This is a genomic window from Marinilabilia sp. (assembly GCF_016278715.1).
Lineage (GTDB): Bacteria > Bacteroidota > Bacteroidia > Bacteroidales > Marinilabiliaceae > Marinilabilia.
Genome location: NZ_JADQBH010000315.1, coordinates 16,356 through 28,612, shown reverse-complemented (window position 1 = coordinate 28,612; position 12,257 = coordinate 16,356). Strand labels below are relative to the sequence as shown.

Below are 12,257 nucleotides of genomic sequence, written 5' to 3'. Positions count from 1 at the left end.
CCCGGTTTATTGTACTTCTTTTTCAGATAGGCTTTCACTTTCTCACTAAGAGGTTCATCTCCTGTTTCATCTCCCTGAACAAGGTCAGAGCCGGTTTTATTTATAGCAATCAGGTGATTGTCTTCGTAAAGTACTTCTAAATCCATGGTGCAAATTTTCTTTTTTAGTCAATAATAATTGGGAGATAGCTGCTTGCATTAAATGTTAAAACATCAATCCAGAAGTTTCGGGATGAAAATCATCATCAAACCTCTATGCTGCGTTATTAACAGAATTGTTTCGATCGAATGGCTTTAACTTAGATCCAAACTTAATATTGCTCCCGTTCGTTGGGGAAATCGCCTGACTTAACATCCTCAATATAATTTCCGACGGCCCCCGATATCTCGGCAAAAAGGTTATGGTAGCGACGCAAAAACCGTGGAGAAAAAGATTGATTAATTCCAAGCATATCATGAATTACCAACACTTGCCCATCTACTCCGTTGCCGGCACCAATACCAATAACTGGTATTTTCAGTTCTGACGCCACCTGAGTAGCCAGTTTTGCAGGAATCTTTTCCAATACCAAACCAAAGCACCCGGCCTCTTCAAGAAAATGGGCGTCTTCAATAAGCTTCTTTGCTTCTTCTTCCTGGCGGGCACGAACCGTGTAAGTTCCAAATTTGTGAATAGATTGAGGGGTAAGTCCCAAATGCCCCATCACAGGAATTCCGGCGGAAAAGATCCGCTTTACCGACTCTGCAATTTCCAGGCCGCCTTCAAGCTTAATGGCATCAGCTGCGGTTTCTTTCATAATGCGAATGGATGAATGAAGGGCCTCGCGACTATTGCCCTGATAAGAGCCAAAAGGCAGGTCCACCACCACCAGAGCTGTTTTGACAGCCCGCACAACAGAGGCCCCGTGGTAAATCATCTGATCCAAGGTGATGGGCAAAGTGGTTTCCCAACCTGCCATAACATTGGAAGCGGAGTCTCCCACCAGAACCACATCAATACCGGCCTGATCAACAATGCTGGCCATGGAATAATCATAAGAGGTGAGCATAGATATTTTCTCACCTTTCATTTTCATTTCACTTAAAACGTGTGTTGTCACCTTCCTGGGACGTTCAATTGCAGCTGACATAATGCAAATTTTTTTTATCCAATCTACAAAGTTACCACTTTAATTGGGAGATTTTCCAATTTCAACAATATTAACACCTCTCAAAACAACTAACCTGCATTATTCACAAATAATCTATTCCGATGCCCAACTATCTGCAAAATACAACCTCCTCAATAAAATGGATTTAAAAATAATTAATTATTTCCTACATCCATTTTCTCTGCGGTTGATTGTATTTCTTGATATTTGAACATCTCATAACGATAATTCATGAATAAAGCAGGCTAAGTGGTCAGGTTTAAACTTGAAATTGCAGATTTGGGGAAGGTAACCAAAAGGAAAAGAAACCTTTTCCGGAACTTTGCCCCGCACAAAAACCCGGATGTTTTGTTATTTTTGTAACTGCTAATCAGAAAACAAACCCAATGGCCAAATCCTCCATTACCATCAACGACATTGCCCGCGAATTAAAGGTGGCACCATCCACCGTTTCCCGTGCGTTAAACAACAGCAATAAAATCAGCAATGCCACAAAGAGAAAAATTGTCGAGAAGGCCGAGGAACTTGGATATAACCTGAATATGGTTGCGGCAAGTCTGTCACGCAGTCAGACCAACACCATTGGAGTCGTTATTCCTTATCTCAACAACTATTTTTACAGCCAGGTGGTCAATGGTATTGAAGAGCTTGCTTTCAACAAAGGATATCGCATCCTAATCGCCCAAACAAGAGACTCTTTTGCAAGAGAAACAGAAATCATGCGCACAATGAGTGCCACCAGGGTAGATGGAATAATTGCATGTTTATCTGCCGACACTCAAAGTACAGAACATCTTTTCAAACTAATAAAAAATAATATCCCTTTAGTTTTGTTCGACCGCGTTAGTTTCGACTTTCCCTGCAAAAAAGTCACCATCGACAACTACAATGCAATGCAGCAAAGCGTGACTCACCTTGCCCGTTCCGGTTACAAAAGCATTGCACACCTGGGAGGTCCCACAACCTGTAACATATACACAGAGCATTCAAAAGCCTTCAGGGAAACATTAAAGAAAGAAAAACTTCCGCTGATTCCCCAGTTTCATCTCTCGTCCGATCTCACCGAGGAAGACATTTCGGAGGCCATGCAAATATGGTTCTCACTCAAAACAAAACCCGATGCCATCATCACAGCCAGCAGCACAGCAGCGCTTCTGGTTTCTAAATTTGCCAGAGAGCAAAATCTTTCCATACCCGATGATTTGGCATTAATATCGTTGACCAGCGAACCAGCCCTTTGTTATGTAGAACCTCAGATCACCTCCATCGAACTCCCCGGGACCGAAATAGGAAAAACTACTTTGGAATTTCTATTGAATGAAATTCAAAACGGAGCACAAAACGCCAACACCACCATCAAACCTTTTCAATTAATCATCAGAAACAGCTCTTTCAGGAATAGTTAACAAACCTCTGCGACATCATTGCCCCAACTAAAAAAACAGGCTGAAAGCCTAACTTATAAAGACAGGGGAAGCCCCCGGAGATCAAAAAAAATCTCCTTCTATCCGGCATTGTATCATACTTAGAAATTGAATAAATTACCTTTAAAACGTGCATTTAAGGAATTGCAAACTTTAACGAAGCATTGTTTGCGACGTTTAATAATCAAGATTTCATATACGTTTTAGAAATTCTTTTCGATTTAAACATTAATTTCATGCAATCGCTTGCATATTATTTTTAATTTAATGATGTTTGTATTAGACTAATCATTATTGTTCAAGACATAAAGCAATGCAAATTGAGGCAAATTAACATAACACCCTCTATGAGAAAATTTACGTTCAGGCTTTTTGCCCTGGCAGGAATTTCAATTCTGAATTTGACGTCCTGCACAACTACCGAGTCGGAATCAATGGTTCAGGACTCATACATTAACGAAGAATGGGAACTTTTTGCAGACAGCACCGTGGGTGTTAAAGACAGCACCATATCGACCACCATGTTCACTCCTTCCAACGCTGAGAATATAAAACTCCCGGCAACAGTTCTTTCCGGACTTCGCCAAAACGGTCATTTTGAAGATCTTTATTTCAATATGGGCCTCAAAGAAATCGATAAAGCCCCCTTTACACAACCATGGTGGTACCGCAAAGAACTCGCCATAGAAGAACCTGATGCCGGTCTCAACTACCATCTTATCTTTGAAGGCATCAATTACAAAGCCGACCTTTGGATAAACGGCCGTAAAATTACCAAACCCGGGCAGATGGAAGGGGCTTTTGGTGTGTATCAATTCGATGTCACCCCCTTTCTCACCGAAGGAAAAAATATCATTGCCATAAAAATTTTCCCACCGCAGAAGGGCGATCTCACCCTCGGATTTGTTGATTGGAATCCGGATGCACCTGATGGAAACATGGGTCTCTGGCGGGGGGTAAGGCTAAAAACCACCGGAAGCATAGCATTGAGCCATCCCCATGTTCGCTCATCAGTGAACACCCAAACTCTGGAAGAAGCAACACTCACTGTTTCTGTTTTTACAAAAAACCTAACAAACACCACGCAAAAAGCTGTTCTCAAAGCAGAACTTTTGAATAACTCAATTTCAAAATCCATCCAACTCAATCCGGGTGAAGAAAAAGAGGTGTTTTTCGAAAGCGAAGAATTTCCGGAGCTCCAAATTACCAAACCACAACTTTGGTGGCCCAACAACCTGGGAGATCAACCTTTACATCAGGTAAAAATTACAAGTACCACCAATAACCACATTTCTGATATTTCCCAAACCCGGTTCGGCATCCGACAGGTGGAAGACTATTTCACAGACGAAGGACACAGAGGTTTTAAAATAAACGGAAAGAAATTTCTGGTCAAAGGCGGCGGCTGGGTCGATGATTTGCTTCTGGCCGACAGTGATAAAAAGGTGAAGGCACAGATTGACTATGTAAAGAATATGAATTTAAACACCATTCGCCTGGAAGGCTTCTGGGGTAACAACAACACACTTTATGATTATTGCGACGAGCAGGGCATTATGCTCATGATAGGGTGGAGTTGCCAATGGGAATGGGAAGGTTATTGCGGACGTCAGGAAGGAACATACATGTCCATTTATCCGGAAGAGTACGAAAGAGAATCTGAGGCCTACCGGCAGCAGGTTTTAAGAGCCCGCAGTCACCCAAGCATGCTGCTGTGGACCTATGGCAGTGACAAACTGCCTCACCCCGATTTAGAAGAAATGCTCAACCGGCACATGGCGGAAGTTGCACCCGGAGCACCTATCGTGACTACCTGTCGTGGTGTAGAAGTTGGCGGACATCAAAACACCAGTGAAATAAGCGGCCCTTCAGGAGTAAAAATGCTGGGGCCGTATGACTGGGTGCCTCCCGTTTACTGGTACACCGATACCTTGTATGGCGGTGCTTACGGATTCAACACAGAAACAGGGCCCGGCCCACAGATACCTCCGATTGAAAGCATCAAAAGAATGATTCCCGAAAAAAACTGGTGGCCGATAGACTCCCTCTGGCACTATCATTTTGGGAGAAATGAATTTGGAACCATCGACCGGTATCTGAAGGCTTTCAATGCACGCTACGGGAAAAGCACCTCTCTGGATGAGTTTGCTTTTAAAAACCAGATGTCAAACTATGAAGCCATTCGGGGAATGTTTGAAGCCTTTGCAGTAAATAAATACAAGGCTACCGGAGTCATTCAATGGATGCTGAACTCTGCTTGGCCCGAAATGTACTGGCAGCTCTACGATTATTACCTGCGCCCAAATGGTGCATTTTATGGAACCCAAAAAGCCTGTGCACCATTGACGCCCATTTACAACTACAAAGACCAAAACATTTATGTGAACAACGATTATCTTCATGGATACGGGGGATTAACGCTTAGCATCAGGATCTTCTCATCCAACTCAGAAATACTATTTTCGGAAGACCACCCCTTTTCCATATCGGCCAATCAAGCGAAAAAGATTTTTGATTTACCTGAAATAAAAAACCTATCCAATACCTGGTTCCTTGACCTAAGAATCAAGGATGAGGCAGGGAAAGAGCTTGCCAATAACTTTTACTGGCTATCAACCAAACAGGATGTTCCGGATTTCCCGGCAACCACATGGATTTTTACACCAACCGTGGAATTTGCCGATTTCTCAGAAATCAACCAGCTTGAGCCTCAGGATTTGACCCTGTCGGTTGACAAAGAGATAAAAGAGGGGAAGATATATTTTTATTGCACCCTTAAAAACGAAGGAAAAAAACTGGCTTTCTTCAATGAGTTATTGGCAATTGACAACTCAGGAGACGTCATCCTGCCGGTATTCTGGGAAGACAACTATGTTACCCTGCTTCCTGGCGAAGAAAGAACCATCACGGGCAGCGTTAACAAGAATAGCAGATTGACGCGGGAAATTACCATAGAAATAAAAAATCTGAACACAATAAACATCCGGGATTAGATGGAAAACCGGGAAATCTTATTCGTGAGATTTCCCGGCTTCCAGAACTAATTTTTTGTAATCTCAAAACAATGCATAAGACAATTATAGGAGTTGACCTGGGAGGCACAAATATGAGGACAGGCCGGGTAAAACATATCACTATTGAGCAGATAGCAAAAAATACTGTTCCCGTTACTGAAGATCCAAACATTGTTTACCATGAACTCCGAAAAACCATCAAAGAAGTCTGGAACAACGAAGTATCAGGCATCGGGATAGGGGTCCCGGGAATTGTAGATTATAAAACAGGGATGGTTTTTGACATTCAGAACATACCATCATGGAAAGAAGTTCCGTTGGCCCAAAAGTTGTTCGACGAGTTTAAGGTTCCTGTTTACGTCAACAATGATGCAAATTGTTTTGCCGTTGGGGAACGATACTTCGGCTCAGGCAGAGAATTCGATGATTTCACGGGACTCATAATCGGAACCGGACTGGGAGCCGGTATAATTAAAAACGGACACCTAATTCCAGACCAAAACTGTGGCGCCGGTGAATTTGGAATGATTCCCTATCTCGAACACAATTATGAACATTATTGCAGTGGACGCTTTTTCAGGCAACAGGCTGGCTTAAGCGGAGAAGAAGCCGCGGATCTTGCCCTGCAAAAGAACACTCAGGCGCTGGAGCTCTTCAGCAAATTTGGACAACACCTGGGTAATGCCATCAAAACCATTATCTTTGCAGTGGATCCGGCAGCCATCATTTTGGGAGGATCAGTTTCCGATTCTTATCGTTTTTTTGAACCGGCGCTAAAAGAGGAACTGGCCACATTTCCTTATGCCAGGAGCATAAAAAACCTGAGCATAATCCACTCCCAAACTACCAATATCGCCATATTGGGAGCCGCGGCACTCTATTACGAAAAGCAGAAGTAAAACACCATAATTTAAAAGGCCATGATAAGAGACTTAACCCGTCCGAACCAACCGGTGATAGGCGTTTTTTTAGGCGGAAAAGACCTCAAGGCCGGGAGAATTTCCAACGACAAAGTGGAGCAATATCTGGAAGTTGAGATTGACAATACCTCAAGTGAAGAAATTGTTTTAAATCAACTTATTGATGCCATTTCCCAACTGTTTACTCCCGACATCGCCGGAATTGGAATTGGCGTTCCCAGCCTGGTGGATGTAAACAAAGGCATTGTTTACAACGTGGAGCATATTCCTTCCTGGCGCACCGTGCACCTGGGTGAACTTTTGAGAAAACATTTCAAAACCGGAGTTTATGTAAACAACGATGCCAACTGTCTGGCCATTGGTGAAAAATATTATGGAAAAGGAACCAAATACCGCAACATGGCCGGAATTGTTGCAGGAATCGGCTTAGGAGCCGGAATCATAATAAACAACGGACTTTACAGTGGTTCCAATTGTGGCGCAGGAGAATTTGGATACATCCCTTACAAAGACCGAAACTTCGAATACTATTGCACCACCGGCTATTTTGAAATTAAATACGGCATTAAACCAAAAACGCTCCTTTCCAGAGCCGGAAAACAAGACAAAATTGCCCTGGCCATACTGGAACAATTCGGTTTTGATTTTGCCAACTTCATCATGGCCGTCATGTTTTCGGTGGATCCTGAACTGATTGTTATTGGTGGCCCGATTGCTTCTTTCTTTCCCTACTTTGAAGAATCACTCTGGAAAACCCTGAATAGTTTTCCTTTCGAAAAATCGGTGGAAAACCTGAAAATTGAAGTCAGTTCAAACCCTAACATTGAAGTTCTGGGAGCCGCCGCTCTCTATTTTGACGCGCAAAGAAATAATTAAAATCGATATTCCTACACATGATTCAGATTGGTCAATACAATAAACTTCAGGTTGCTGAAATGTCACAGTTCGGAGCCTTTCTTGACGGAGGAAATCTTGGAAACATTCTTTTACCCAACCGCTATGTCACACCCGAACTGAAACCCGGTCAGGAAATAGAAGTTTTTATATACCTTGATTCGGAAGATCGATTGGTTGCCATCACCGATCACCCTCTTGTTACAGTCGGCCAATTTGCTTATCTGCAAGTCAACGACGTTACAAACGTAGGGGCTTTCCTGGACTGGGGACTTCCTAAAGACCTGCTGGTCCCGTTCAGGGAACAAAAATTAAAAATGGCCGAAGGAAACAATTATCTGGTTTACGTATATCTGGATGATGAAACCAATAGGATTGTAGCATCAGCCAAGATTGAAAAATTTTTGGATAATGTTTCGCCCCAATATCAGCCCGGCGAAAAAGTTGACCTAATCATTGCAGGAGTCACCGATTTAGGCTACAAAGCCATTATTAACCAAACCCATTCAGGATTGATTTATAAAAATCAAACCGACCAAAGCCCTGAAACGGGTCAACAAATGCCGGGGTACATCATCCGAATCCGGGAAGACGAAAAAATCGACCTGTCTCTGACCCCGGTTGGTACAGGGGCCATCACAGACAATGTGGAGTTGTTATGGAAAAACATGGAACTTAGCGATGGATTTTTACCCCTAACAGACAACTCTTCACCCGATGAAATAAAGGGATTACTTCAGATGAGCAAAAAAGCATTCAAGAAAGCAGTTGGTTCCTTATACAAACAGGGAAAAATTTTGATTGAGCAGGATGGCATCAGAGTGAAGCGCCCCTGACCAACTCCACATAAACAGGTAAGTGGTCGCTGAATCCCCCAAAGTATTCATACCCCCGATAGGTTCTTTTCAATCTTTTACCGGGAAATTGTGGATCCTCTTCCAATAAGAATGGGGCGCTGATAATTTTCATTTTTTTATTGCCCAACACCAATTTTTGGGCTCCCCCTTCGGGCAATAATGCACTCGAAACAAGGATCTGATCGAAACAGTTCCATTCATGTCTGTATTTGAGGGTTCCGGGGGTGTCGCCATCGAAATTTTCAGCAAGATTAAACAAACAGCCCCTTAAATTTCTGATACTTTCATCTTCCGGTTCGTCGTTAAAATCACCCAAAGCGACAATCGCCGCACTGGGGTTGCTTTGCAATATAGAATCACAAAGATTTCGCAATACATTGGATGCCATCATCCGTTTTTGTCTGGTTACCATTTCACCGCCCCATCTTGAAGGCCAGTGATTAACCACCACGTGCAAGGTATCTCTGCCATCCAGGATGCCTTTTACATGAAGGATATCGCGCGTGGGGCGACTCTCCGGACCTAAATACACCTGCCGGGGAGTTGATTTCAAAACACTGAAACGACTGGTTCTGTATAATAAAGCCACATCCACACCACGGCGGTCGGGCGACTCAAAATGCTCCACCGAATAACCAAGATTGTGCAATCCCGTATTGAATATCAGACTCTTCAACACCTCCTGATCTTCCACTTCACATAACCCCACCAACGCAGGAGGATTCCATCTTCCTGCAAAAAGAATCACCCGACAAATATTGTTTTCTTTCGTAATTTGTCGATATCGGTTCCAGCCACGCTCACCATCTGGCGTAAATTCCAGATCATCTTTTCCTTCATTATGTTCAGGATTAAAAAAATTTTCCACATTGTAGAAAAGAATTCCTGCTGGTTCAGAAACAACATTCTGACCAAAAAGAGAAGTAAATTCAAAAAGAAAAAGGAACAAAAATAAAAAACACCGAAAAAAAACAAAAGAATGCATGGGAAGGAAAATAAAGGATTAAGAGAAAAGGGGAGCCATGGAGTTAACTAAAGCTCGTCTATGCGCTCAAAAGCACCCATATCCGGTGCTTTATCATCCAGTCTGCTCTCGCCCAGAGCGTCTTCAGGAAATTGTTTAGCAATATTTACATCGCCGGCGTCCCTGGCAACAGAAAGAGAGTCGAGTTGGTAATCGTATTTAGCAACGTCAATAAACCCGGGGGACTCATTAAACAGCACGCCCTCATCAAAAAATCCGGAATAGAAATTTTGTTGAGCCTCTTCAATTTTCACTATAGAATGATCAAATTTAACATTAATCATCTCATCCAGTTTCGTGTCATCTTCCGATTGGAAATCGAACTCCACTTCATTTCTGTTCCGGCCCGAGATGATGCAATTATAAAAATTGGCTGCATCAAGTGAAAAATATTGTTCCATATCATTTGCATCAACAAAATAATTGGAGATAATTAAGGCAGGGGTACTGCGATAATTAAAACTAAAGTAATTAGCAATGGTGCAATGATAGAAGTTATACTCTCCTCCAAGCGTCAACGCAACTGAAGCGCTTCCACAATTTCCAAAAACAGAATTTGAAGCCTCAATCCGCGAATTTTGGGCAATAAGCCCCTGAGAAGAAATATGCTCAATGGTAACATTGTGCAGATACACCGGAGGATCGTCAGGTTTCACCCCAACTGAATCGACCACCAGCCCCATTGTACTGTTTCGGATGATTGCGTTGTCAAAAACATGCTCCCGACTACCGGGCATAAGCTGAATATAGCCCCATTGTCCGGATTTATCCTCATACCACTCATCCAGACGGTCGCTGGTAAAGATAACCGGTTCATCCAGGGTTCCATTCACTTGTAATGACCCAAAAACCAATAAAGATGCATCTTTATGGAAATGCAATTTCGCACCCGGTTCAATTGTTAACATCTCGGCACTGTCAACCACCACCCAGTCGTAAATAAGATAAGGCTTATCCTTGGTAAAAGTAGTGGTCTTAAGGTTTTCTTTTCTGAGCGCTACCACATTCTGACCGTAAGCCATCAACTGAATGGTAAAAATGCGACTTTGGGTATAAACGAGCAAAGAATCAGTAACAACAAACGGAGCATTCTCGGAGGTTGGATTGATATTCACTTCCACAAAGACAAAAAGACTATCGTTCCCCCGCAGCGGAACATCATATATCATGCTACCTGCCGTTCCGTTCACATTCACCAAAAAATCGGAATTATCTCCACCTGCCAATTCAATCGCTTCAATCAGTACATCTTCCTGAACGGGATTGTAGATCCGGAGATTTTGGGTTGTAGAACCTAATGAGGTAAAAATAGTATCAAAAGCAACAGTGTCGGTACTAAAAGAAAGCGTTTCGTTACCATCACGGAAGACATATTCCCGCTCGCATCCTGCAAAAAGGATGACGGAAAGCAGAGATAATAATAAAACTGCCCGTGAAATGATATTTAATGCACTTTTTTTCAAAACACTACCACTATCAAACTACAACATTCTTTAAAACCTCCACAATAAGCAATAAACACAAACTCTAAAGAAAAATTCTTAAAAGCGGGTTGAAAATATCACATTCAAGAATATCCTGCAAAATAAGCAACTATTACTCAAAACACAAAGTTTTTTTTATTAAAGTCAAACTTTTTTTTACATATATTAACAATGAGATTCTACGATTGTTTTACTTTTAGGTTTCAATTTGCCTCTTAATTATGGCAAATTTTTTCACTTTTAACAGTCTTTTCAACAGGCTGTATTCCAATACATTGAAACTCATTTTTCATCCTCGTTTTATGGAGACCGCAAACAACAACGACCAGCAACACATCAACAATTTTTTTTCAGGCAAACCTTATACATTCGACAAAGTAATAAGAATGCTCATGGCGGGGCTTGTAATTACCGCAATGGTTTTATTGGTTCGCCACCTAAGTAACGTTCTGGTTCCTTTTTTTATTGCAGTGTTGCTGGCATATCTCATCGACCCGCTTGTCTGTTTTATTCAAAAAAAAATGCGCATAAAACACCGGGGGCTTTCTGTAATTTTTGCCTTGCTATTCCTTACGCTTATTATTTCAATGATTCTTTGGTGGCTAATCCCGCAATTTGTTGGCGAGATGCACAAAATGGCACAACTGATAAAAACATATCTGAAGAACACTTCCTATCATGAAATTCTGCCACCACAAATAGACCAATGGCTTCGGGAAATGCTGGCCAGTCAGGACCTTCAAAAAATTCTGAACACCTCGGATATTACCGAAGCGCTCAAAGATATTTCCAAACCCATCGCTCAGGTTTTCTCAGGCTCACTAAACATTCTTTTTGGCACACTGGGTTTCCTTATTGTGCTGCTCTATCTAATATTTATCCTTATCGATTACCCTAAAATGGAATCATCATGGCCCAAATTAATTCCGGTAAAATACCGATCTCTGGCCCGTGAAATAGCAGATGATTTAAAATTATCCATGCGTATTTATTTCCGCAACCAGTTTTTAATAGCCATGACGGTAGGTGTTTTAATGGCTACCGGGTTTAGGATCATCGAGCTGCCCATGGGAATTACTTTAGGGCTGCTTATTGGTGTTTTAAATATCATACCCTATCTCCAAATGGTTGGTTTCTTACCAGCAATTTTGCTTGCCTTGCTAAAATCCATGGAAACCGGTGACAGTTTCTGGCAAATTTTGTTATCTGTCTTTATCGTCATTGCAGTGGTTCAAATTATACAGGACACCATTCTGGTCCCAAAAATTATGGGAAAAGCTTACAATATGAATCCTGCTATCATTCTGTTGTCACTTTCCGTTTGGGGTTCGTTAATGGGGCTTTTGGGCATGTTGCTGGCTTTGCCGCTCACCACTTTAATTATTTCTTATTATCGCAGGCTGATAATTAAAGAACCTATAAAATCAGGTCCTTTTGCTACCAAAGAAAATCCTCCCCAGGAGGAGGATACAGAGTAAAAATAATTCCAA

9 protein-coding genes are annotated in these 12,257 nt (G+C 42.0%); 6 read left to right on the top strand and 3 right to left on the bottom strand.

The genetic code is table 11. The features are described from left to right. Positions 1–310: 310 nt before the first annotated feature. Positions 311–1,129 carry a 3-methyl-2-oxobutanoate hydroxymethyltransferase gene (gene panB / locus QZZ43_RS19120; RefSeq protein WP_291862666.1) on the bottom strand — a complete coding sequence of 273 codons (819 nt, stop codon included), beginning with the start codon at positions 1,127–1,129 and terminating at the stop codon, positions 311–313. A 407-nt stretch (positions 1,130–1,536) separates the two neighbouring features. Between panB and QZZ43_RS19115 the strand changes: the two genes are divergently transcribed. From QZZ43_RS19115 to QZZ43_RS19095, 5 genes are all read left to right on the top strand, one after another. Continuing rightward, on the top strand, positions 1,537–2,556 hold the full coding sequence (locus QZZ43_RS19115) for a LacI family DNA-binding transcriptional regulator (RefSeq protein WP_291862664.1): 1,020 nt from the start codon (positions 1,537–1,539) through the stop codon (positions 2,554–2,556). A 365-nt stretch (positions 2,557–2,921) separates the two neighbouring features. Next, positions 2,922–5,567 (top strand): sugar-binding domain-containing protein, encoded by a 2,646-nt coding sequence (locus QZZ43_RS19110; RefSeq protein ID WP_291862662.1) that lies wholly within the window; start codon positions 2,922–2,924, stop codon positions 5,565–5,567. Between the two features lie 71 nt (positions 5,568–5,638). After that, positions 5,639–6,487 (top strand): ROK family protein, encoded by an 849-nt coding sequence (locus QZZ43_RS19105; protein ID WP_291862660.1) that lies wholly within the window; start codon positions 5,639–5,641, stop codon positions 6,485–6,487. 21 nt (positions 6,488–6,508) lie between these two features. Beyond that, positions 6,509–7,384, top strand: a complete 876-nt coding sequence (locus tag QZZ43_RS19100) for an ROK family protein (protein ID WP_291862657.1) — start codon at positions 6,509–6,511, stop codon at positions 7,382–7,384. A 17-nt stretch (positions 7,385–7,401) separates the two neighbouring features. Then, a complete protein-coding gene (locus QZZ43_RS19095) occupies positions 7,402–8,238 on the top strand; it encodes a S1-like domain-containing RNA-binding protein (RefSeq protein ID WP_291862654.1) in 837 nt (278 codons plus the stop codon). Here the strand turns inward: QZZ43_RS19095 and QZZ43_RS19090 are convergent. Both QZZ43_RS19090 and QZZ43_RS19085 read right to left on the bottom strand, forming a co-directional pair. Then, positions 8,219–9,244 (bottom strand): endonuclease/exonuclease/phosphatase family protein, encoded by a 1,026-nt coding sequence (locus QZZ43_RS19090; protein WP_291862651.1) that lies wholly within the window; start codon positions 9,242–9,244, stop codon positions 8,219–8,221. The two genes, QZZ43_RS19095 and QZZ43_RS19090, sit on opposite strands and share 20 nt — an antisense overlap. Before the next feature lie 47 nt (positions 9,245–9,291). After that, on the bottom strand, positions 9,292–10,746 hold the full coding sequence (locus tag QZZ43_RS19085; protein ID WP_291862650.1) for a hypothetical protein: 1,455 nt from the start codon (positions 10,744–10,746) through the stop codon (positions 9,292–9,294). A gap of 242 nt (positions 10,747–10,988) precedes the next feature. Between QZZ43_RS19085 and QZZ43_RS19080 the strand changes: the two genes are divergently transcribed. Continuing rightward, positions 10,989–12,245: an AI-2E family transporter gene (locus QZZ43_RS19080; protein ID WP_291862647.1), complete on the top strand. Its 1,257-nt coding sequence runs from the start codon at positions 10,989–10,991 to the stop codon at positions 12,243–12,245. The last annotated feature ends 12 nt before the right edge of the window (positions 12,246–12,257 follow it).

What these genes read in the sequence shown, in the direction of transcription:
- panB (WP_291862666.1), bottom strand. Translation starts at nt 1,129, where the DNA reads ATGTCAGCTGCAATTGAACGTCCCAGGAAGGTGACAACACACGTTTTA.
- QZZ43_RS19115 (WP_291862664.1), top strand. Translation starts at nt 1,537, where the DNA reads ATGGCCAAATCCTCCATTACCATCAACGACATTGCCCGCGAATTAAAG.
- QZZ43_RS19110 (WP_291862662.1), top strand. Translation starts at nt 2,922, where the DNA reads ATGAGAAAATTTACGTTCAGGCTTTTTGCCCTGGCAGGAATTTCAATT.
- QZZ43_RS19105 (WP_291862660.1), top strand. Translation starts at nt 5,639, where the DNA reads ATGCATAAGACAATTATAGGAGTTGACCTGGGAGGCACAAATATGAGG.
- QZZ43_RS19100 (WP_291862657.1), top strand. Translation starts at nt 6,509, where the DNA reads ATGATAAGAGACTTAACCCGTCCGAACCAACCGGTGATAGGCGTTTTT.
- QZZ43_RS19095 (WP_291862654.1), top strand. Translation starts at nt 7,402, where the DNA reads ATGATTCAGATTGGTCAATACAATAAACTTCAGGTTGCTGAAATGTCA.
- QZZ43_RS19090 (WP_291862651.1), bottom strand. Translation starts at nt 9,244, where the DNA reads ATGCATTCTTTTGTTTTTTTTCGGTGTTTTTTATTTTTGTTCCTTTTT.
- QZZ43_RS19080 (WP_291862647.1), top strand. Translation starts at nt 10,989, where the DNA reads ATGGCAAATTTTTTCACTTTTAACAGTCTTTTCAACAGGCTGTATTCC.